The following is a 22,609-nucleotide window of genomic DNA, read 5'->3' on the forward strand; positions in this document are numbered from 1 at the left end:
TTATTGGTAGTCGTCTGCGCGAAAACCGACCGGCCTGCGGGCGATAGGAAAAGGCGGGGGACAGCGAAGCGGCCGAAAGGCTTGTCCAGCCGCGCGCATGTCCGTTGCGCGCAGGACATCGAGGTCCTGTAACTTGATTGCTTCATCACCGCTTCCCTGGCTCTTCGCCAACGCGCACGCACGACCGGCCTGTCGCCGGCGCGCATGCCGCGCCCCTTAAGGGAAAGCGAAACGGAATCCGCTGCTCATATAGCTGCGATCTTGCGATCGCACCGGCCTTCCCTATGCGCGAACTCTAATCGCGAGGCATGGATGCGTCACGTACGCAAGATTGCCGAAACTAACCGTTGTTTTCGTTCTGTTCGGTGCTGCGTTTTTTCGCGCGGATGCGGATCGTGACGCTCGTCTCATCTTGAATGGACAGAGGCTCGCGACGGGGCGGATCTCCCGCGGGATGCGGCGCGGCGTTGCTCAGAACGAGAGCATATAGCCCGTCTTGCGCACGGCCGAAAGCGGCAATTCGCGGCCCGCCTTGGTTTCCGCCTTTCGCCTGAGTCGGTGGATCAGCATGTCCAGGCGGCCAGGGTCGAAATCTTCGATGAGCTTGTCCAACTCGGTAACGAGCTCTTCTCTCGAAACGGGTTTGTCGGCGGCTTCGAGTTTCCGCATGACCGCCCGCTCGGCCTGCGACAGCGCGATCACGTTGCCATTGGGCGCGACCAACCGCCAGCCGTCGGCTTCGATCCGCCATCGTTCGGCCGGGGCCGATGCCGCGGGAAGCTGGGACTTGGTCGACATCCTGCGCGACAGGCTGTGCAAGGCGCTAGCCAGCAACTCGACATCCAGGGGCTTGGTGAAGTAGGCGTCGGCGCCTTCGGTCAACCCGCGGATGTGATCGGATTGGGAATCGCGGCCGGTCAGCATGATGATTCCCGCGCTCGTAGTCTCGCGCAGATGCTTGGCGACAGCGAAGCCGTCGTCGTCCGGGAGCCCCACATCCAGCACGATCAGCGCGCAAGAATTGTTCATCAGCCATTTGTAGAGCTCGATGGCGCTGCCTACGCCGACGGGCTCGAAGCCGAAACGCCGCAAGCCCGGCAACAGTATTTCGTCGCGCAACTCCGCGTCGTCTTCGACGACGAGAACGCATTCGAGCTCCGATGGCCTATTCGCAGAAATGCCTTCCACTTTCCGCACTAGCTCCCAGCGCTGGATTGAAGACCGCATCGCGGCTGCGATGCGATCGGACATCCCCTCCGTCCTTTAACACAAACTTTACAGCGGCCAGAGTAGTCCGATATCAAAATATTGCAAATTCTTTAGAAAAATTCACTTATCCGCGTGTGTTGAATTTCGCACGGCGTCACAAACATACTGAAACGTCCGGCCACATGCTGGCTGACGACGTTTCCCATTCGGACGGATCGAGGGTTATGGAGCTTCGTGGCTATCCACGCCTGATCGCGATCCTTCTGATCACGGCGAGCGTATTGTTCATCGGCGCCAGTTATTGGCAGTACGGGCTCAAAGCCCAGGCGTTCTTGCAACTGAGCCACATGATTCCGCTGCTTTTCGCCGGCCTGATGCTGGGCAGGCCAGCGGTCTGGCTGACGGCGGCGGCGAGCGTTGGCGCGATCCTGATCGGCGCGGCGGCCGATTTCCGCAGCGCCGCAGCGGGCTGGAGCGAAAACCTGACCAACCTGACCCAGCCCGCATTGGCCTGCCTGCTCATTGCGCTGATCCTGGATCGCCTGATCGCCAAATCCGACCATGGCCGCCAGCGCAGCCTGGACCTGGACTTGGTCTGCGACGAACTGGAAGCGGAGATCCGCGCCAAGGAACAGAAGCAGGCCCAGCTGATCCATTCCCAAAAAATGGATGCGTTAGGACAACTGGCGGGCGGCATCGCCCACGACTTCAACAACCTGCTCAGCGTGATCCTCGGCTATTCGACCGATCCTATGAATGTGGTCAGTCCGCGGCAGGCGGCCGACAACCTGGGAAAGATCGAAAAGGCCGCGCGCCGCGGCAGCGAAGTCATCCGGCGCCTGCTTTCCCTCAGCCGCAGTCCCGGACTCGCCGTCACCTTCGAAGCGGGCGCGGTGCTGAACGAACTGGCGCCGCTGGTGCGATCGTTGTTCAACAAGAGAACCCGTGTGCTCCTCGACCTTCCGGACAGGCCTTTCCTCGTCCGCATGGACCGGCACGAGTTCGAACTGGCGATCCTCAACATCGCGGGCAATGCCCGCGATGCCATGCCCGAGGACGGCACGTTCAAGTTGGCCATCGACAGGCAGGGAACGCGCGTAACGGTGAGGCTCACCGACACCGGGCACGGCATGGCGCCGGAAGTCAGCGCGCGGATTTTCGAGCCGTTCTATACCACCAAACCCGAAGGCATCGGTACCGGGATCGGAATGGCGGTGGTTTACCAATCGATCACCGAAGCGGGAGGCACCGTCAAGGTGGAAAGCAGCGCTGCCGATGGCACCACCATACTCATCGACCTTCCCGACGCCGGACAAGAAACCCATCCGACGCCGGCGACTATTTCCGGTCGCCCGAGCTTCTCCCGGTGATGCGGCTCAAGCGCGCGTCGTGCCTGCCGGACGGGTTGCGTTCGCGGGTACGCCACATCAATGTCAGCAACGCCAGCAACGCGACCAAAGGCCAGAGCCATTGGCGCTGATACCAGGGAATGGGCCGCGAGATCCTCAGCGTCGCCGACGGCGACCAGGATCCGCCCCGATTCCGCGCTTGCACCTCGAACACATGGTCGCCCCACGGCACGTTCTGGAAAATGATGCTCCGGGTAGCGCCGGCGTCGGTCCACTGCGGACCGACGCCTGACATGCGGTAGCGGAAACTCAGCTGATCCGGGCTGGTGAGATTGATGGCGGTATATTCGATTTCCAGCGGCCGTACCGAAGCGTCGAGCACGACGGTCTTGAGCGGATCGTGCTTCAGGCCGGCGCTTGCTACGCGCTCGATGTGCGTCTTCGGCCGAAGTGTCGATACCTCGTCGAGCTTGGCGGGATCTATCTCGGCGAATCCCTTCACCAATGCGAACCAAAGATGCCCCTTCGCATCCTGGTAGCAGGCGGACTGCGTCCCGCCATTGAGTTCGAACGACACCGATCCGGAACTGACGGCGAAGGGTATGGTCTCGAACTTGCCGCCGCGCTGCGCCGCCTCCGGCAGAACGGAAATGCCGCGATTCCCGCCCAGCCACAGGTGTCCCGACCGATCGGCGAGGATGCACGAGACGGCATCGTCGAACAAACCGTTGCTCTCATCGTAGTGGGTAATCCTGCCGTTCTCGATCCGGTTCAGGCCGCCGCCATAGGTGCCGATCCACAAGACACCGCGGCTGTCCTCGTATAGGGAGCGGGCAAAACGGCTCGACAAGCCCTGCTCGGGCGTCCAGCGCTCCACGATCCGGTCCTTATCCAGACGCGACGCGCCATGATCTCCCACGAACCACACGCCTCCCTTGCGGGCGGCGACCATTTTCCTGACGGTGAGGCCTTCCAATGCCGCAACAGGTTGCGAGAGAACGAACGTCCCAGCGTCCGTTTTGCGGACTTTGAAGGTATGCCCATCGGCGGCCAGCCAGTATTCGCCGTCGTCGGACTGCCAAATCTGCAGATTGAATACACCCGGCTTCAGCGGGACCGCCTCCTTCACCCCGTCGGCGATCCGCAGTAATCCCGCGTATCCGGTGCCTATCCACAAATTGCCGCCGGTGTCGTGCAGCAAGCTGGTGATGCATTCGTTTTTGCTTACGATGGAGGCGCGCGGCGTTTCGTAGGTTCCGTCTTCGAGGCGATGACGAATGCCGCCGCAGGCGAAACCAAGCCAAGTACCGCCCATGCCGTCGCCGGCCACCGCCCGTGCCGACCCTCCGAACAGCAAAAGATTGTCGACATTGTTCCGTAGCATCGCCTTACTGGCTTGCACGCTCCACAAACCTTTTTCGGCGCTGCCTATCCAGAGGACGCCCTCGCGATCGCGCCAGAATGCATTGACCAGCATCGCGGGGAGGCCCGGGAAAGGCCGCAATTCGCCCGAAGGATCGGCACGCAGCAGCTTCCCCGATTGGGTGGATATCCAAAGTCCGTCCGGGGATTCCAGTAAATGCAGGATCGGCTCGACGGGCTTCAGCGTCCACGAAGCCTGCACGGGATCGAATCGATAAAACCCGGCATCGGTCTCGATCCAGATATGGTCCCCCACCGCAGCCATCTGCCCCGCCGTAGTGACGCCTTGCGGGAGCGGAACGGGGACGATGTCTTCGCCTGCCACCACCCCCATGCGTTTTCCCGGCCCGGTCAAATAGACACGGCCGTCCTTCGCGATCGCGATATCGGCATAAACCCCGGTTGTTTGGCTCCTGATGGGCATCGCCCGAAGCGTGTCCGTCGCTATGCGGAATACACCCCGGTCGGTGGCCACCCATAGGGTTCCGGCGACCTGAGGCGAGAGCGCGCGCACCCCACAGGTTCCGCCGCAGATCGGAAGTTGCCTGAAGCGTCCGCGATCGTAGAGGCTCAGGCCGCCGTCTTCGGTCCCTATCCAGATACGGCCGTCGGCATCTTCGCGCAGCGCCATGATGCGGTTGCTGCCGGGGCCGCCCGTGTCCGTCGGATCGCGCCGGGCAGGATTGCCGCGAACCGCGCGGAGCGTGGTGAACTTGTCGCCGTCGAACCGCACCAATCCGCCGAAAGTTCCGACCCACAAATAGCCGTCGCGACCCTGCAAAAGCGCGCTGACGTCGTTTTGGGAGAAGCCGTCCTCGGGCCCGTAGTTGCGGACGATGCTCTGGTATTCGGAAAGCGGCGCCGTTTCAGCGGATGCGGCCGGGCTGCCCGCGCATACGAGAACGGACGCGAACACCATCAAACGCCGTACCGCAAGGCGGAACCATGCCGTCTTCGTGTTGTCGCGCGGACATCGCATGCGCGGGTCGAGTACTCGGTGTTTGCGCATGATTCCGCTTCCGGAGGCGACTTTCTGCCCGAAGGATATCTGCGCAAGATATCAGCACGCGCTTGTCCTGGCCTGACCCTACCATCGTGACAGGCGTTTCTTCCCGCATCGTCTGCCATCGCGCGCTGGCTGTCGGACGTCGTCCTGACGACGATCGGATCGCGCCGGCGGCTTACGGCAGACGCCCCGGCGCCGATCGGCGACAATAGCCGCAATACAGCGGATCGGAGCGACGCGCATGGCCAGTTCCAACGAGATGTCCGGCAAGGTGGTGGTCGTCACCGGCGGATTCGGCGTATTGGGCCAGGCGGCCGCCGCGGCGGCGCAAGCGGCCGGCGCGCGTGTGGCGTCGATCGATCGCGGTCCGCGTCCTCCCGGCCTGCCCGACGCCGGGCTGTCGCTGCCGGATGTGGATCTGTCCGATTTCGCCGCAGCCGAGAAGGCGTTCGCGCAAATCGGCGAGGCCTTCGGCCGCGTCGATGCTTTGTTCAATATCGCCGGCGCCTTCGAATGGCATACCGTTGCCGACGCCGGCAGCGACGTGTGGGAGAACCTGTTCCGCGCCAACGTGCTGACCGCGGTCGGCGCGAGCAAGGCGGCGCTGCCGCTGATGCCGGCCGGCGGCGCTATCGTCAACATCGCCGCCGCCGCGGCTTCGGCGCGAGCGGCCAAGGGCATGGCGCCCTACACCGCCGCCAAGTCCGGCGTGCTGCGTTTCACCGAGAGCCTGGCCGAAGAACTCAAACCGCGCGGCATCCGCGTCAACTCGGTATCGCCGACCACGATCGACACGCCGCGCAATCGCGCCGACATGCCCGATGCCGATACCCGCGGCTGGATTCCGCCGGCCGAACTGGCCAAGGTACTGCTCTATCTGGTGTCCGGCGACGCCAAACCGGTGACCGGCGCCAACCTGCGCGTCGGCAGCTAGCGGCACCCGCCACATTCGCGCAGGGCATATGCGTATGCCCGATAGTGCTTTCCGTCCGCCCGCAGCCAGGGCTTAACGTAGTTTTCCGAAGCTCCTGGCCGCAGTCCGCAGATGTCGTCCACCGTCGCACCGCTGTTCCCCACGCCGCTCGCCGATGACAAGGCGGAATTGCTGGTGCGGCTGACGGAGGGGCTGGATAGCGAACGGCTGTGGTGGCTGTCGGGCTACGTCGCTGGCCTGGCGCGCGCCGGTGGCGCGCCGGCGCGCGCCTTGCAACTGGCCGCGCAAACCGAAGCTCCACCGGCCGCGCAACTGACCATCGTCTACGGCAGCCAGACCGGCAACGCCAAGCGCTTGGCGGAAGGCCTGGCGCAACAGGCGCAAGACGCGGGCGTGCCCGTGCGCTTGTTGCGCGCCGACGCCTACGCCACGCGCGAGCTGAAACAGGAACGCTATCTCTACCTGGTCGTCAGCACCCAGGGCGACGGCGATCCACCGGACGATGCGCGCGGCCTGGTCGAATTCATCGCCGGCAAGCGCGCGCCGCCGCTCAAGCAACTCAAGTACGCGGTGCTTGGCCTGGGCGATTCCAGCTATCCGCAGTTCTGCGCGGTCGGCAATCGCCTCGACCAGCGCCTGGCCGAACTGGGCGCCACGCGCCTGTTCGAACGCGGCGAAGCCGATCTGGACATCGATGCCGTGGCCGCGCCGTGGCTGCAGCGCGCGTTGGATGCCGCCCGCGATGCATGGAAGGCCGCGCCGCCGCTCGCCACCGTCACGCCATTGCGCGTCGCCGGCGCAGAGCCGGCCGCAACGCGCGAACGGCCGTTCGCCGCCGAGTTGCTGGCCAACCAGCGCATCGCGCTCGGCGACAAGGACATCCGCCACATCGAACTGTCGCTAGGCGATTCCGGCTTGCGTTACGAACCGGGCGATGCGCTCGGCGTCTGGCCGCGCAATTCCGCAACGCTGGTGGATGCGATCCTGGCGCTGCTGGCGCTGGACGGCGACGCCGAAATCTCGCATGCCGGACTATCCCTGCCCTTGCGCGACTGGCTCGGCGAGAAGCGCGAACTGACCAGACTTGCGCGGCCTTTCGTCGCCGCCCACGCGCAGCGCTCGGGCGACGCGGACTTGCAGGCCTTGCTGGCCGCAGAGAACGCCGCCGCCTTCGGACGTTGGCGAGAGGGGCGGCAGGTGATCGATCTGCTGCGGCAATACCGCGCCGGCTGGTCCGGCGATGCGCTGGTCGAGGCCCTGCGGCCGCTGACGCCGCGGCTGTACTCGATCGCCTCCAGCCAGAAAGCCGTCGGCGACGAAGCGCACCTGACCGTGGCCCATGTCGAATACGCCAGCGGCGATGGCGATCCGCGCTGGGGCGTCGCATCCCATCTGCTGGCGACGAGCGGAGAAGGCGCTTCGCTGCCGGTCTACATCGAGCGCAACGAGCGTTTCCGCCTGCCCGCCGACGATTCGCGCGACGCGATCATGATCGGCCCGGGCACCGGCGTCGCGCCGTTCCGCGGCTTCGTGCAGGAACGCGCCGCCATCGGCGCCGGCGGCCGTCACTGGCTTTTCTTCGGCAATCCGCATTTCCGCCGCGATTTCCTCTACCAGCTGGAGTGGCAGCGCGCGTTCAAGGCCGGACAGCTGCAGCGCCTTGACTTGGCTTTTTCCCGCGACACTGCCGCGAAGATCTACGTGCAGCATCGCCTGCGCGAACGCGGCCGCGAGCTGTACGACTGGCTCGAAGGCGGCGCGCACCTCTACGTCTGCGGCGCGATCGCGATGGGCAAGGACGTGCACGCTGCGCTGCGCGATATCGTCGCCGCGCACAGCGGACGCAGCGACGAAGACGCCGAAGATTATCTCGACGGCTTGCAACGGCAGGGCCGTTACGCCCGGGACGTGTACTGATGAACGCAAGATCCGTACCCCGGGTGGAGCCGCAGGCGATGCCCGGGGCTCCTCCTTCATGCGGCGCGCGCGCCCCAGGTATCGGCCTGCGGCCTCCATCCGGGCTACGGGAATCGTGGCGATGAGCGCGGTAGAAAGCATCAAGCAAGCAAGCCGCCGGCTGCGCGGCTCCCTGCTGCAGAGCCTGGCCGATCCGGTCACCGGCGCGCTGCAGGAAGACGACCAGACGCTGATCAAATACCACGGCAGCTACCAGCAAGACGACCGCGATGCGCGCGAGCAGCGCCGCCTGGCCAAGCTCGAGCCCGCCTACAGTTTCATGATCCGCACCCGCACGCCGGGCGGCGTGGTGACGCCGGCGCAGTGGCTCAAACTCGACGCCATCGCCACCACGTTCGCCGAACGCGGCCTGCGCATCACCACGCGCCAGGCTTTCCAGTTCCACGGCGTGGTCAAGACCGGACTGAAGGCGACGATGCAGGCGATCAACGCCGCCCTGATCGACACGCTCGCCGCCTGCGGCGACGTCAACCGCAACGTGGCGGTGGCGGCCAATCCGCGGCAATCGCGGATCCATGCTGCGGTGTACGCGCAAGCCGCGGCCCTGTCCGCGCACCTGCTGCCCAATACCCGCGCCTATTACGAAATCTGGCTGGACGAGGAACGGGTGGCCGGCAGCGGCGAGGAAAGCGAGCCGATCTACGGCAGCGCCTATCTGCCGCGCAAGTTCAAGATCGGTTTCGCCGTACCGCCCTACAACGACATCGATGTGTTCGCGCAGGATCTGGGTTTCATCGCCATAGTCGAAGACGGCGAACTGCGCGGCTACAACGTCAGCATCGGCGGCGGCATGGGCGCGACGCACGGCGATCCCGAAACCTATCCGCGCCTGGGCGATGCGATCGGTTTCGTGGCGCCCGAACAGGTGATCGCCGTCGCCGAGGCGGTGGTCACCGCGCAACGCGATTACGGCAACCGCGCCGTGCGCAAGCGCGCCCGGCTCAAGTACACCATCGACGACCGCGGTTTGGATTGGTTCAAAACGGAAGTCGAACGGCGCGCCGGTTTCTCCCTGCCTCCGCCGCGTCCGTTCGCCTTCCGCCATAACGGCGACCGCTTCGGCTGGGTAGAGAGCGAGGACGGGCTTGCGCACCTGACCTTGCGGATTCCGGCCGGCCGCATCGTCGACGGCGCGCTCGACGGCCGCGGCGAAAGCGTCCGCCATCTCAGCGGATTGCGGGAAATCGCGCGCCTGCTCGATGCGGACGGCGGCGCCGCCGAATTCCGCCTGACGCCGAACCAAAACCTGGTTATCGCCGGCGTGAATGCCGATGCGCGCGATGCGATCGACGCGCTGGCGGCGCAATACGGCCTCGACGGCCACCGCAGCGCCAGCCCGCTGCGCCGGCACGCCCTCGCCTGCGTGGCGTTGCCCACCTGCGGCCTGGCGATGGCCGAAGCGGAGCGCTACCTGCCGGACTTCGTCTCCAAAGTCGAAGCCTTGCTGGCGCGGCACGGCATCGCCGACGCGCCGATCCATCTGCGCATCAGCGGCTGCCCGAACGGTTGCTCGCGGCCGTATCTGGGCGAGATCGCCCTGGTCGGCAAGGCGCCCGGCCGCTACAACCTGATGCTCGGCGCGGATCACCGCGGGCAGCGGCTCAATGCGCTGTATCGCGAAAACATCGACGAGGCGCAGATCCTGGCCGCCCTCGATCCGCTGTTCGCCCGCTACGCCGGCGACCGTCGGCCGGACGAACGTTTCGGCGACTTCCTGGTCCGCAACGCGATCGTCGAAATTCCAGAGCGCAGCGCCCGCAAGAACATTCCCATCGAACGCATCGTTGCCGAGACAGGTCCATGACGCCGCCCGATCCGCTCACCGCCGCCGAATCCGCGCAGGCGCTGGCCGAACTCAACCGCTGGCTCTCGCAGCGCAGCGCCGAAGAACGCGTCGCGTGGGCGTTGGAAAACACCGCCGGCGCGCATGCGCTGTCGTCCAGCTTCGGCGCTCAGTCAGCGGTGTCGCTGCATCTGGTGACACGACTGCGGGCCGATCTTCCGGTGGTCCTGGTCGATACCGGCTATCTGTTTCCCGAAACCTATCGCTTCATCGACGCGCTCGGCGAACGGCTGGCACTCAATCTCAAGGTTTACCGTCCGCAGATCGGCATCGCCTGGATGGAAGCGCGGCTGGGGCGGATCTGGGAACAGGGCGTGGAGGGCATCGACCGCTATAACCGCCTGCGCAAAGTCGAGCCGATGCAACGCGCCTTGAAGGAGCTTGGCGTACGCACCTGGATAGCGGGCCTGCGCCGCAGCCAGACGCGCGCCCGCGCCGGCATCGATTTCATCGAACTGCGCGACGGTCGCTGGAAACTGCATCCCCTCGCCGACTGGAGCGACCGCGACGTATGGGATTACCTGCGCAAGCACGACCTGCCCTATCACCCGTTGTGGCATGACGGTTACGTCTCGATCGGCGACGTGCACACCACGCGCCGGCTCGAACCGGGCATGAGCGAGGAAGACACGCGCTTCTTCGGCCTCAAACGCGAATGCGGCTTGCATTTCGACGACGGCATCGCCGCCTGACCGGCTTTTATGCGTAGAGCCCGCTTCGCTGCTTATGCCTCAAAGCTGTCACCCCCTACGAAGGCGGGACTGCGGAGGCCGAAGGCCGTAGCGAACATCTGCGTCAGCAGATGGCCCCGAGGGCGAGTGAAGCGAGTAATCCAGCGCCTTGCCCCCCCGCTGCTCTAGCTTTTCGTAGGTGCGAATTCATTCGCACGCTTTTCGGCATAGCAAGAGCGTGCGAATGAATTCGCACCTACATTTGTAGAGCGGAACTTGCTCCGCTGCCTTCGCTTGCGGGTTCGTCGCGATCTGCCGGCCGTTCCGGCCGGGGTTTCGTCCGCTAAAACCGCGGCCGAGTTACTTTCTTTTTGTGGGCCCAAAAAGAACAGTAACCAAAGAAAAAGGGCCTTTGGAAGGGATCCCGGCGATGGGGTTACCCCGTCGTGTTCTTGGCCACTGCTCGCCAGCCCTCGGGATTCCTCCGTCGCTTCGACATTCAGATTCGAGGCGATCGACCCGAACGCCTCCTTAGCGAACTCCGCAAAAGCCACGTCACCCATAGGCTACGAATCAAAATCTAGTACCTGCGTAAGAAGGTCAGTCGCGACGAAAGCCAGGTCCGCTGGCGTATTTTTAATCGCGGCGCATCGCACCGCAGTTCAGGCCCTTTCTTGGGTTACTTTCTTTGGGCCAGCAAAGAAAGTGACCCGGGCGCAGCCCGGAAGCTTTTGTCCATGGCGCGAGTCGCAGCGCAGGCCGCCAGGACGCGGGCCTGGATCCCGGCCTTCGCCGGGATGACGGCTAAGAGCAAGGGCAACATGGGTCCCAGCGTTCGCTGGGATGACGGCTTTAAGAGCGAATGGCTTAAGAGCGAACGGCTTAAGAGCGAACGGCTTAAGAGCGAACGGCTTAAGAGCGAAGAGCAGCGAAGCAAGCTCCGCTCTACAGAGCCGGAACAAGAGCAGCTGGGCAAGCCCCGCTCTACAAAGATTGAGAAAAGTCGCTCCGTCTTCGCGGAGGATGACGGGTTTGGGGCATGCAGTGGAGCAAGCCACGCTCTACAAAGGGATTCATCACACCGTGATCGGCTGGCTCAACTCCACCCAATACGGCGGCGTGGGCCAATCGGCTTCTTGGTTGCCTTCCAGCACGCGCCGAAGATCGCGGCGATCCAGTTGCGGCGCCAGGCCGTGCAGCAGCGTCAACGCATACTCGCGCAGCACGCGGCCACGCGGGATCACGGCCCAAGTGACGCATTCGGGCAAAGCCGTCGGTGCAGGCAGCACCTGCAGATCGGCATCCTCGCGCGTGCCGACCGCCATTTCCGCGAGCAGACCAGCGCCGAGGCCAGCGCGCACATATGTCTTGATCAGATTGGCGTCGCGCGCGGTCATCGCCACCTGCGGCTGCACGCCTTCCGCAGCGAAGGTGCGCTGCAGCGAAGAATCGGGCTGATTGGACGATTCGTAGCTGATCAGCGGATGCGCCGCCAATTCGGCCAGCGTGGGCGCGCGCCCCAACGATGCCAGCGGATGCGCGCGCGGCACCAGCAGCAAACGCCGCCACCGGAACAGCGGCACGGCCAATCCGCCGGGCGGTTCGGCGCCGGCGGTGCTGATCAGCGCCAGATCGGCATCGCCGCGCGCCAAACGCTGCAGCACTTCGCCGTCGGCGGCCGCCTGCAGGTCGACGCTGACTTGCGGGAACTCGCGCTTCACCGCGGCGATCAGCGGCGGCAATACATAGCGGGCCTGCGTGTGCGTGGTCGCCAGCACCAGCCGGCCGGCGTGCTCGCCGCGCTCGTTGGCGGCGTAGGCACGGATGTTGCCGGCTTCGTCCAGGATGCGGCGAGCGTGCTCGAGCACGCGCTCTCCGGCCGGCGCGATGCCTTCCAGGCTGCGCCCTTTGCGCACGAACAGATGGAAGCCGAGTTCGTCTTCCAATTGCTTGAGCTGTTTGGACAGGCCTGGCTGGGTGGCGTGCACGCGCTCGGCGGCGAGCGTGATGTTGAGTCCGGAGTCAGCGATGGCGACGAGATAGCGGAGTTGCGTGAGCGTCATGGCGGCGGGTTCCTGGCAATGGCGATGGCGATGCCTGGCGGCAGGCGATGCATGCGCCGCGACAACACATCGACATCGGATGGCGGGAACCGGTCATGATTTCAAATATCTCTTTATCCGGATATAAGGATGAACATAGCTCGAACCTTTGCGCTTGTCCAGCGCCGGCTGGCTTATGCCGAAACCGCATGAGTACAGGCGAGGGCGCCATTTCCCCGAACAGGCCGGCCGCCCTAGCGTCGTAGCCATGCCTGAACCCGCCTCCTCTTCCGGTCTTTATCCGCTGTTCGTCGATCTGCGCGGCCGTACCGTGCTCGTAGTCGGCGGCGGCGCGGTCGCCAGGCGCAAGGCTCTGGCGCTGCTCGAGTCAGGCGCCCGGGTCGTGGTCGGCGCACCGCAGCTGGATCCTGGGCTGATGGCGTGGGCGGCCGAGGGACGCATCGATACTTATTCTGGCGCGTTCGATCCGGCCTGGCTCGACGACGTCTGGCTCGCGATCGCCGCCACAGGCGATGCGGCGGCCAACCGCGCGGTCGCGGCGGCCGGCGAGACGCGTCGGGTGTGGGTCAATGTGGTCGACGACGCGGCCGCTTCTGCTTTCCATGTGCCGGCACGCATCGAACGCGGTCCGCTGCAGATCGCGATCTCCAGCGGCGGCGGCGCGCCGATGCTGGCACGCCGCCTTCGCGAAACCTTGGAAGCGCAATTGGACAGTTCACTGGGCGCCTTGGCCGAACTGTTGACCCGCGAACGCGCCCGCATACGCAAGGCCTTTCCGGAGATCGCACAGCGACGGCGCTTTTTCGACCGCCTGCTGGCCGGACCGTTGCCGCAACTGCTGCGCCAGCAGCGCACGCGACGGGCGCAGCAAGCATTCGAGGCGCTGTTGTCCGGCGATCGCCCGCCACGCAGCGTCGGCTCGGTCGTGCTGGTCGGCGCAGGCCCCGGCGACCCGGGCCTACTGACGCTGCGCGGCCTGCGCGCGCTCAACGAGGCCGATGTGATCCTGCACGATCGCCTCGCCAGCGACGACGTGCTGCGCCTGGCGCGACGCGACGCCGAGCGCATCGAAGTAGGCAAGCGCGCAGGCGGCCACGGCGTTACGCAGCAGGGCATCCACGCGTTGATGCTGGAACATGCCCGCGCCGGCAAGCGCGTGGTGCGCCTGAAGGGCGGCGATCCGTTCGTGTTCGGCCGCGGCGGCGAGGAGCTGGAATTCCTTCGCGACCACGGCATCGCTTATGAGGTGGTCCCCGGCATCACCGCAGCGCTGGCCTGCGCCGCCTACGCGGGCATACCGCTGACCCACCGCGACCATGCGCAATCGCTGCGCCTGGTCACCGCGCACCGTCAGGATTCGCTGGATGCCGTCGACTGGCGATCGCTGGCGCAGGATAAGCAAACGCTCGCGGTTTACATGGGCGTGGCGATGCTCGATGCGCTGCAAACGCAGCTGATCGCGCATGGCCGTTCGCCGGATACGCCGTTCGCGTTGGTCGAGAACGGGTCGCGTGCGGAGCAGCGCGTCGTCGTCGGGAAACTGTCGGAACTGGTCGAGTGCGCCCGTGCGCACGAGGCGCGGTCGCCGGCGTTGCTGATCGTCGGCGAAGTCGCTGGGTTTGCCGAAGAGCTGCATTGGTTTGGCGAGAAGCCGCTCGGAGCGGGCCTTGCGGATCACATGGAGAAGGCCGCATGAAACATGTATCGCCGCACGTCCCCGCGAACATCATTCCCGCGAAGGCGGGAATCCATCGACTTTGCTCGACTCTTTGTAGGAGCGGCTTTAGCCGCGAGCTTTGCCAGAAGTGAGCGAACTTCGAGAAGAAGCTCGCGGCTGAAGCAGCTCCCACAAAAGCCAAAGTCACTGGATTCCCGCCTTCGCTGGAATGACGGCTAAAAAACCCCCACGTCTGCGAGATACCCCCATGGCCCTTTACGACAGCATCCTCGACACCATCGGCAACACGCCTATCGTCAAACTGCATCGGCTCGCACCCAAGCACGTGTCGCTTTACGCCAAAGTCGAATCCTTCAACCCCGGCGGTTCGGTCAAGGACCGGCTGGCGTTGGCCATCGTGCTTGACGCGGAGCGCAGCGGGGCGCTCAAGCCGGGCCAGACGATCGTGGAAGCCACCTCCGGCAACACCGGCGTCGCATTGGCGCTGATCGCTGCCGCGCGCGGCTATCCGTTCGTGGCGGTGATGACCGAAACCTTCTCGATCGAACGCCGCAAGCTGATGCGCGCCTACGGCGCGAAGGTGATCCTGACGCCGGCCGCCGAACGCGGCACCGGCATGGTGCGCAAAGCCGAGGAACTCTCGAAGAAGCATGGCTGGTTCCTCGCGCGGCAGTTCGAGAATCCGGCCAATCCGGCCTATCACCGCCAAACCACGGCGGCCGAAATCCTGCGCGATTTCGCCGGAAAGCGGCTGGATTACTTCGTCAGCGGCTGGGGCACCGGCGGCACGTTGACCGGCGTCGGCCAGGTGTTGAAAGTGGCGCGGCCGGAGGTGCGCATCGTCGCTTCCGAGCCGGCCGGCGCATCGCTGCTGGGCGGCAAGGAATGGCAGCCGCACAAGATCCAGGGCTGGACGCCGGATTTCGTGCCAGCCGTGCTCGACCGCAACGTCGCCGACGAGATCCGACCGATCGACGACGTCGTCGCGCGCGACACCGCACGGCGTCTTGCCGCCGAGGAAGGATTGTTCGTCGGCATCTCCGCCGGCGCTACCGTGGCCGCCGCGCTGCAAGTCGCCGAAAGGGCGCCGCCCGGATCGGTGCTGCTGGCGACGTTGCCCGATACCGGAGAGCGCTACCTGTCGACGTTCCTGTTCGAGGACGTCGCAGAGGGTTCCGACGATGCCTGGCTGGAATCCTTAGCCGCCCAGGAGGCGGCCTGAAGCGGGCTTTTCTAGCAGCGGCTTCAGCCGCGAGCTCTTCCGACTGGCAATGGGTAAGATCAAAAGCTCGCAGCTGAAGCCGCTCCCGCGAAAGCGCTAGCGGCGGATTTCGCCCGAACGGCATATCGTTTCGTTCGCCCTCTCTTCTGCATCCTGGATACCCTCGCCATGATCCAGCCTTCGCTTCTGCGCTCGCGCCTTCCCGCCGGTCTTGCGCTGGCCTTGGCCGCATCCGGCGCCCAGGCGCAAACGTCGCCAGCGCCTTCGCTCGAAGACATCTCGCGCCGCCTGCAGGCCGTCGAACAGCGGCTCGGCGCCGCGCCGCAGCCTAACGATGCGACGACCGCGGCCGACTTGGACCGGCGCCTGCGCATCATCGAGCGCAAGCTGGAATCGCATGCGGGAGAGACCTCCGCGAAAACCGCATCGGCACCGGCCGTGGCGTTGAGCGCCGACAAGGGCTTGTCGGTGAAATCGCCTGCGCCGAGCGGCGCGGAAATCAAGTTCCGCGCGTTGGTGCAAGGCGATGGGCGCTTCTATTTCGACGACGGGCAGGACCCGCAGAACGACACGTTCTTGTTCCGCCGCGTGGAGCCGACCGTCGAAGGCAGCTGGGGCGAATGGATCGGATTCCGTCTCAATGCGCAGCTTGCCGGCGATAGCGCCACGCTCAACGACGCCTATGTAGACCTGAAATTCGACCCGCGGGCCACGCTGAGAATCGGCAAGACCAAAGTGCCGGTCGGCCTGGAGCGCCTGCAATCCAGCAGCTCGCTGGCGATGGTCGAGCAGGCCTTCCCGGCCGAATTGGCGCCAGGGCGCGATATCGGCGTGCAGTTGCAGGGCGAATTCGCCGATTCCGCATTGAGCTATGCGCTCGGCGCCTACAACGGTACGGTCGATGGACGCGATGGCGCCACCACCAATCCCGACAACGATTTCGAATGGGCCGGCCGGATCTTCGCCGAACCGTGGAAGAACGCGGACAACGCGCTCTCCGGACTGGGTTTCGGCATCGGCGCCAGCTCGGGCGAAAAGCGCGGCAGCGGCAACAACTTCCTGCCGCGCTACCGGACGCCCGGGCAGGCGACCTTCTTCAATTACCGCAGCGCCGTGACGGCCGATGGCGGCCATACGCGCTGGTCGCCGCAAGCCTACTACTACCGCAATGCGTTCGGTTTGATGGGCGAATACATCCGTTCGAAGCAGGAAGTGCTGCTGACGGCGAGCGGCGAGCGCGCCGACCTGGATCACAGCGCATGGCAACTCACCGCAGGCTGGGTGCTCACCGGCGAGAACGCGAGCTACCGCGGCGTGGTCAAGCCTAACCAACCTTTTACGCTGGGTAGTGCAGGCTGGGGCGCGTTGGAACTGGTCGCGCGTTACGGCCGGCTGGCGATCGACGACGGCGCATTCCCGCGTTTCGCCGACCCCGCCGCTGCCGCCGCCGAGGCCAGCGGTTGGGGATTGGGCTTGAACTGGTATCTCACCGGCAACCTCAAGCTCGTCGCCAACTACACACAAACGCGATTCGAAGGCGGCGCAGCCGCAGGCGCCGACCGCGAAGACGAAAAGGCCTTCTTCACCCGCGCTCAGTTCTCCTTCTGACACAGGCGAAACTCCCATGAAGACCTCCGCATTCTTGTTCGTTCTCTCCCTCTTCGTCGCCGGCAATGCCGTCGCCAAGGACGTCGAGCTGCTCAACGTGTCTTACGACCCGACCCGCGAGCTGTACGCCGAAGCGAACGAAAAATTCGCGGCGCAATGGAAACAGCAGACCGGCGAGACGCTGAAGATACGCACCTCCCACGGCGGTTCCGGCAAGCAGGCGCGCGCGGTGATCGACGGGCTGGAAGCCGACGTGGTCACGCTGGCGCTGGCCGCGGATATCGATGCTATCGCCGATAACAGCAAGCTGCTGCCGGCGAACTGGCAGTCGCGCCTGCCGCACAACAGTGCGCCGTACACCTCGACGATCGTGTTCCTGGTGCGCAAGGGCAATCCCAAGCAGATCCGCGATTGGGGAGACCTGGTCAAGTCCGGCGTCGGCGTGATCACGCCCAATCCGAAGACTTCCGGCGGCGCGCGCTGGAACTATCTCGCCGCCTGGACCTGGGCGTCGACGCAATACCGCCAAGCGCCGGAAGTGCTCGATTACATGACCCGGCTGTTCAAGAACGTGCCGGTGCTGGACACCGGTGCGCGCGGCTCCACCACTACCTTCGTCGAGCGCGGCATCGGCGATGTGCTGATCGCATGGGAAAACGAAGCGCTGCTGGCGCTGGCCGAACCGGGCAACCGCGGCAAGTTCGAAATCGTAGTGCCGAGCTTGAGCATCAAGGCCGAACCGCCGGTCGCGTGGGTGGACAAGAACGTCGCCAAGCACGGCACGCAGAAGCAAGCCGAAGCGTATCTGCGCTTCTTGTACTCGGCCGAGGGCCAGCGGTTGGCGGCCAAGCATTTCTATCGTCCAGCCGAACCTGACAAGGTATCGGCGGCCGAGCTTGCCCGCTTTCCGCAGGTGAAGCAGGTCACCATCGACAACGCTTTCGGCGGGTGGAAGAAAGCGCAGGCCGCGCATTTCGCGGACGGCGGGTTCTTCGACAAGATATACCGGCCGGAGTGATGCGAACATTCCATGAAACCCACGATCCCACGAGTTCCAAAACCGTCATTCCCGCGAAGGCGGGAATCCAGCGATTTGGCTTTAGCCTTCTCCCGCTTGCGGGGCGAGGCTGCACACGCTTGCGCGGCACCGCCGCGCGTGCAGCTGAGCGCCCGCACGCAAGTGCGGGCCGGGGCGCGGAGCGGGGTTGGGCGAGGGCGCGCGGAGTGGCAGATCGCGTCAAGTCGCCAAGAAAGCGAAAGTCACTGGATCCCCGCCTTCGCGGGAATGACGGCTAAAAGCAAGAGCTATGGAAACATCTGACCGATGAGCGCCGCTTTGCTATCGCTACCCGCATCCCGCTGGCGCCGCCCCCTGCCCGGCTTCGGCATCAGTTTGGGCCTGGGATTGGCGTGGTTGAGCGTGATCGTATTGCTGCCGCTCGCGGCATTGGCGATACGCGCCGCAGGCTTGGGCGTCGACGGATGGCTGCGCGCAATCCAGGATCCGCGCGTGATGGCGTCGTTGAAGCTCAGCTTCAGCGCGGCATTGATCGCCGCCTTGTTGGCGTCGGCGGCGGGCGCGCTGGTGGCCTGGGTGGTGGTGCGCTATCGCTTTCCCGGCAGGCGCCTGCTCGATGCCCTGGTCGATCTGCCGTTCGCGCTGCCGACGGCCGTGGCCGGCATCGCGCTGACCGCGATCTATTCGGCCAATGGCTGGATGGGACGCTGGCTGGAGCCTGCCGGATTCAAGATCGCCTACGCGCCGACGGGCATCGTGATCGCGCTGGTCTTCATCGGCCTGCCGTTCGCCGTGCGCACGGTGCAGCCGGTGCTGGAAGCGCTGGGCCGCGAACAGGAGGAAGCGGCGGCCTCGCTCGGCGCGTCGCGCTTCACCACGCTGCGCCGCGTGATCCTTCCCGAATTGCTGCCGGCGCTGCTGACCGGCTTTTCGCTGGCGTTCGCGCGCGGCCTGGGCGAATACGGATCGGTGATCTTCATCGCCGGCAACCTGCCCTACAAGACCGAGATCGCGCCGCTGCTGATCACCATCCGGCTGGAGGAATACGACTACAACGGCGCGATCGCGATCGCGGCGCTGCTGCTGGCAGCATCGTTCTTGTGCCTGTTGGCGATCAATGCGATCCCCTCGCTGTTCGCGCACGAACGCCGGGGGCGCCGCCGTGAGTGACCGCGACGAACTCCAGGGCCCGGCCTGGTTGCGCTGGGCGCTGATCGTGCTGGCGATCGCGGTCATGGCGCTGCTGGTGGTGATGCCGCTGCTGATGGTGCTGGGCGCCGCTTTCGGCGAAGGCTTCAAGACTTGGTTCGCCGCGCTCGCACAACCGGACGCTGTCGCCGCGCTGAAGCTCACCCTGCTCACCGCCGCGATCGTGATTCCGGTCAATGCGGTATTCGGCCTGCTCGCCGCATGGGCGCTGACCCGTTTCGAATTTCGCGGCAAGCAGGTGCTGTTGTCATTGATCGACCTGCCGTTCGCAGTATCGCCGGTGGTCGCGGGCCTGTGCCTGGTGTTGCTGTTCGGTTCCAGCGGCTGGTTCGCGGCGCTGCTGGCGCATTACGACGTCAAGATCCTGTTTGCGCGGCCCGGCATCGTGCTGGCGACGCTGTTCATCACCTTTCCGTTCGTCGTGCGCGAATTGATCCCGCTGATGCAACAGCAAGGCAGCGACGAGGAACTGGCCGCGCGTTCGCTCGGCGCGGGCGCCTGGACGATGTTCCGCCGCGTCACCCTGCCCAACATCAAATGGGGCCTGCTGTACGGCGTGCTGCTGTGCGGGGCCCGCGCGATGGGCGAATTCGGCGCGGTATCGGTGGTCTCCGGGCACATCCGCGGTCTGACCAATACGCTGCCGCTGCACATCGAGATCCTTTACAACGAGTTCGACAGCACCGCCGCTTTCGCTGCGGCCTCGCTGCTGACCGGCCTGGCCTTGATCACGTTGATAGTTAAATTTTGGTTGGAGGCGCGCCACGGCGACGCTCTCGCCAAATCCCACAGGCGCCACCCATGAACCTCGCCAGAGCCGCTATCCGATCCGACTGGAATGCCGCGCCGTTGGCCGCCCCGTCGCCTGCTTCACCGGCAATAGGCCATCATGGGCACGCCCACACGAGACACGGCATGGACCTGAAGATCCGCCAACTCAGCAAGCATTATGCGAACGTCGCCGCGCTCGACGCGATCGATCTCGATGTCGAATCGGGCGAACTGGTTGCGCTGCTCGGCCCGTCGGGCTCGGGCAAGACCACACTATTGCGCGTAATCGCCGGCCTGCTGCATCCTGACAGCGGCCGCGTGCTGTTCGGCGAGAACGATGCGACCAGCCTGAGCCTGCGCGAGCGCAACGTCGGTTTCGTGTTCCAGCATTATGCGTTGTTCAAGCACATGACCGTGGCCGAGAACATCGCATTCGGCCTGCGCAGCCGGCCGCGGCGACGCCGTCCGGACAAGGCCGCGATCAAACGCCGCGTCGACGAACTATTGACGCTGATCCAGCTGCCGGAATTCGGCGCGCGCTATCCCGAACAGCTCTCCGGCGGCCAGAAGCAGCGCGTCGCGCTGGCGCGCGCGCTGGCCATCGACCCGACGGTGCTGCTGCTGGACGAACCTTTCGGCGCGCTCGATGCCAAGGTCCGCGTCGAACTGCGCCGCTGGCTGCGGCGCCTGCACGAGCAGACCGGGCAAACCACGTTGTTCGTCACCCACGACCAGGAAGAAGCGCTCGAATTGGCCGACCGCGTGGTGGTGCTGAAGGACGGCGGTATAGAACAGGTCGGCACGCCCGACGAAATCTACGGCGAACCCGCTTCGGCCTACGTGTTCGACTTCATCGGCCGCGCCAATACGCTCGAGGGTCGCATCGACGGCGGCCAGTTCGTGCTCGACGGCCATGCCTTGCGCCTGCCCGCGGATACGGACGACAGCGGACCCGCGCAGTTGTACGTGCGCCCGCACGATCTCGCCCCCACGGCGCTCGATACGGGCCTGCGCGCCGAAGTTGCCGCCGTGCACCGGCGCGCCGACCGCACCACGCTGGAATTGCGCGTCCAGGGGCAGGCCAAGCCGCTGGAGTTCGATTGGCCGGCGGCGTCGCAAGCCGCAGTACCCGCCGCCGGTAGCGAGATCGGTCTGCAATTGCTGCGCTATCGCGTGTATCCGGCGCGGTAGCCGGCGCAACGATCAAGGCGCCGTCGGAATCCGGGCGAACATATCCTTGATCACGCTGTCGACCACGCCTTTGACCTGATCCTGCGACGGAGGCAGTACGCCTGTCGCGGTGCCGCGCCACACCGCGCGCTTGGCGGACAGGTCGAACAGATCCACGACCAGCGTGCCTTCGCGATAGGCGACCGCGCGCGTGGTCATCGTGCCCATGCCGGCCATCGGACCGCGGCCGCCGCCGCCCGGGCTGTAGACGCTTTCCAGCGTCTGCTTGTTGGCCGTCGCCACCTGCACGCGCACCGCGATATCGCCATCGGCGGTTTTCCGCCAACCCCGCTGCTGCAGTTGCGCATCGATCGCGCCGACGATGAACTGCGATCCTTCCGGCGTGGCGCCTTCGGGCTGGGTCAGCCAGGAATAGGTCTTGTACGCGCTGAACACCGCATCCGGGGCCACTTCGGTCCTGATGTCGGCGGAGGGACCGCTGGTGGTGGCGCAACCGCTCGACAATCCGGCTGCGAGGAACAGTACGAGTAGGAATCTCATCGTTGCGTCTCCCATGCGAGGCACTGCGCGATGGCGCGCGCAAGCCTATCCGGTAAAACGCCGGCACGTGGCGATACCGGCCAGTCGTCCAAGCCGGAGCATCCGGTCGAAACCGATCCTATCGCGGCCCCGGTGGAACCGACTTCAGGCTTCGCGCGAACCGGCATCGCCGATGAAGCGCAAGCCCACCCCGGGCTCGGTGGCGATATAACGCGGCGCGGCGGCATCGTCCTGCAGCTTGTGGCGCAGCTTGCCGACCAGGATGCGCAAGTAGTGCGTGTCTTCCTGATGGGTCGGCCCCCACACTTCGCGCAGCAGCTGCGGCTGGGTGACCACGCGGCCGGCGTGCTGCAGCAGCATGGCCAGCAGCGCGTATTCCTTGCGGGTCAGCGCGACCGGCGCGCCGTCGAGTTTCACTTCGCGCCGGACCAGGTCGATATGCAGGCGGCCGTCGTCGAACACCGGCACAACCTCGGCGGGTTGCGCATGCATGCGCAGCAGTCCGCGCACGCGCGCCATCAATTCCTGCACGCCGAAGGGCTTGGTGACGTAATCGTTGGCGCCGGCATCGAGCGCGGCGACTTTCTCTGCCTCGCCGGCGCGCACGGTGAGCATGATCACCGGCACCTGCGACCAGCCGCGCAATTCGCGCAGCACCTCGTGGCCGTCGCGATCGGGCAGGCCGATGTCCAACATCACCAGGTCCGCGCCCTGCGTGGCCAATGCCGCCAGCCCCGCTTCGCCGTTTTCGGCCAGCGTCACCGCGTAGCCTTGCGCGCGCAGGCTGATTTCGAGGAAGCGGCGGATCTGCGGCTCGTCGTCGATCACCAGCACGCGCGGCGCCGGCGCCGATGGTACGGCCGTTGCGGGAGTGGCGCGCTCGTCGTTCACGCGGTGC

The 22,609-nt window shown here is 65.5% G+C and carries 17 protein-coding genes; 12 read left to right on the top strand and 5 right to left on the bottom strand.

The genetic code is table 11. The features are described 5' to 3' along the window. Positions 1 to 471: 471 nt before the first annotated feature. Positions 472 to 1,251, bottom strand: a complete 780-nt coding sequence (locus tag M2650_RS08760) for a response regulator transcription factor (RefSeq protein ID WP_249473314.1) — start codon at positions 1,249 to 1,251, stop codon at positions 472 to 474. Positions 1,252 to 1,391: 140 nt separating this feature from the next. Between M2650_RS08760 and M2650_RS08765 the strand changes: the two genes are divergently transcribed. Then, a complete protein-coding gene (locus M2650_RS08765) occupies positions 1,392 to 2,579 on the top strand; it encodes a sensor histidine kinase (protein WP_249473315.1) in 1,188 nt (395 codons plus the stop codon). On the opposite strand, the gene M2650_RS08770 is transcribed toward M2650_RS08765, so the two are convergent. Next, positions 2,548 to 4,989: a ligand-binding sensor domain-containing protein gene (locus tag M2650_RS08770; RefSeq protein WP_249473317.1), complete on the bottom strand. Its 2,442-nt coding sequence runs from the start codon at positions 4,987 to 4,989 to the stop codon at positions 2,548 to 2,550. The two genes, M2650_RS08765 and M2650_RS08770, sit on opposite strands and share 32 nt — an antisense overlap. A 238-nt stretch (positions 4,990 to 5,227) precedes the next feature. On the opposite strand from M2650_RS08770, the gene M2650_RS08775 reads away from it, so the two are divergent. The 4 genes from M2650_RS08775 to M2650_RS08790 all read left to right on the top strand — a co-directional run bounded on the left by M2650_RS08775 (position 5,228) and on the right by M2650_RS08790 (position 10,432). Then, positions 5,228 to 5,920, top strand: a complete 693-nt coding sequence (locus M2650_RS08775) for an SDR family oxidoreductase (RefSeq protein ID WP_249473319.1) — start codon at positions 5,228 to 5,230, stop codon at positions 5,918 to 5,920. Positions 5,921 to 6,031: 111 nt separating this feature from the next. Continuing rightward, positions 6,032 to 7,837 carry an assimilatory sulfite reductase (NADPH) flavoprotein subunit gene (locus tag M2650_RS08780; RefSeq protein WP_249473323.1) on the top strand — a complete coding sequence of 602 codons (1,806 nt, stop codon included), beginning with the start codon at positions 6,032 to 6,034 and terminating at the stop codon, positions 7,835 to 7,837. Between the two features lie 121 nt (positions 7,838 to 7,958). Beyond that, positions 7,959 to 9,701: an assimilatory sulfite reductase (NADPH) hemoprotein subunit gene (gene cysI, locus M2650_RS08785; RefSeq protein WP_249473325.1), complete on the top strand. Its 1,743-nt coding sequence runs from the start codon at positions 7,959 to 7,961 to the stop codon at positions 9,699 to 9,701. Further along, positions 9,698 to 10,432: a phosphoadenylyl-sulfate reductase gene (locus tag M2650_RS08790; RefSeq protein WP_249473327.1), complete on the top strand. Its 735-nt coding sequence runs from the start codon at positions 9,698 to 9,700 to the stop codon at positions 10,430 to 10,432. Before cysI ends, M2650_RS08790 begins: the two co-directional genes overlap by 4 nt. Positions 10,433 to 11,487: 1,055 nt before the next feature. On the opposite strand, the gene M2650_RS08795 is transcribed toward M2650_RS08790, so the two are convergent. Beyond that, positions 11,488 to 12,474: a LysR family transcriptional regulator gene (locus tag M2650_RS08795; protein ID WP_249473329.1), complete on the bottom strand. Its 987-nt coding sequence runs from the start codon at positions 12,472 to 12,474 to the stop codon at positions 11,488 to 11,490. Positions 12,475 to 12,721: 247 nt separating this feature from the next. On the opposite strand from M2650_RS08795, the gene cysG reads away from it, so the two are divergent. From cysG to M2650_RS08830, 7 genes are all read left to right on the top strand, one after another. Beyond that, complete coding sequence (gene cysG / locus M2650_RS08800; RefSeq protein ID WP_249473331.1) at positions 12,722 to 14,170, top strand: siroheme synthase CysG; 1,449 nt, start codon at positions 12,722 to 12,724, stop codon at positions 14,168 to 14,170. 229 nt (positions 14,171 to 14,399) lie between these two features. Beyond that, on the top strand, positions 14,400 to 15,374 hold the full coding sequence (gene cysK / locus M2650_RS08805; RefSeq protein ID WP_249473333.1) for a cysteine synthase A: 975 nt from the start codon (positions 14,400 to 14,402) through the stop codon (positions 15,372 to 15,374). Between the two features lie 168 nt (positions 15,375 to 15,542). Further along, the gene (locus M2650_RS08810) at positions 15,543 to 16,982 is read left to right on the top strand and encodes an OprO/OprP family phosphate-selective porin (RefSeq protein ID WP_249473335.1); all 1,440 of its coding nucleotides are present in this window, start codon (positions 15,543 to 15,545) and stop codon (positions 16,980 to 16,982) included. 16 nt (positions 16,983 to 16,998) lie between these two features. Further along, complete coding sequence (locus tag M2650_RS08815; RefSeq protein ID WP_249473337.1) at positions 16,999 to 18,000, top strand: sulfate ABC transporter substrate-binding protein; 1,002 nt, start codon at positions 16,999 to 17,001, stop codon at positions 17,998 to 18,000. Positions 18,001 to 18,306: 306 nt separating this feature from the next. Continuing rightward, positions 18,307 to 19,170 (top strand): sulfate ABC transporter permease subunit CysT, encoded by an 864-nt coding sequence (gene cysT, locus M2650_RS08820; protein WP_249473339.1) that lies wholly within the window; start codon positions 18,307 to 18,309, stop codon positions 19,168 to 19,170. Next, on the top strand, positions 19,163 to 20,014 hold the full coding sequence (gene cysW, locus M2650_RS08825) for a sulfate ABC transporter permease subunit CysW (protein ID WP_249473341.1): 852 nt from the start codon (positions 19,163 to 19,165) through the stop codon (positions 20,012 to 20,014). Before cysT ends, cysW begins: the two co-directional genes overlap by 8 nt. A 110-nt stretch (positions 20,015 to 20,124) precedes the next feature. Beyond that, positions 20,125 to 21,171, top strand: a complete 1,047-nt coding sequence (locus M2650_RS08830) for a sulfate/molybdate ABC transporter ATP-binding protein (RefSeq protein ID WP_249473343.1) — start codon at positions 20,125 to 20,127, stop codon at positions 21,169 to 21,171. 12 nt (positions 21,172 to 21,183) lie between these two features. On the opposite strand, the gene M2650_RS08835 is transcribed toward M2650_RS08830, so the two are convergent. Together M2650_RS08835 and M2650_RS08840 are read right to left on the bottom strand one after the other, a co-directional pair. After that, positions 21,184 to 21,711, bottom strand: coding sequence for a DUF4136 domain-containing protein (locus tag M2650_RS08835; protein WP_249473344.1), 528 nt, complete (start codon positions 21,709 to 21,711; stop codon positions 21,184 to 21,186). A gap of 144 nt (positions 21,712 to 21,855) precedes the next feature. After that, complete coding sequence (locus tag M2650_RS08840; protein ID WP_249473346.1) at positions 21,856 to 22,602, bottom strand: response regulator; 747 nt, start codon at positions 22,600 to 22,602, stop codon at positions 21,856 to 21,858. Positions 22,603 to 22,609 lie beyond the last annotated feature (7 nt).

The sequence above is a fragment of the Luteimonas galliterrae genome (assembly GCF_023374055.1).
Classification (GTDB): Bacteria; Pseudomonadota; Gammaproteobacteria; order Xanthomonadales; family Xanthomonadaceae; genus Luteimonas_C; species Luteimonas_C galliterrae.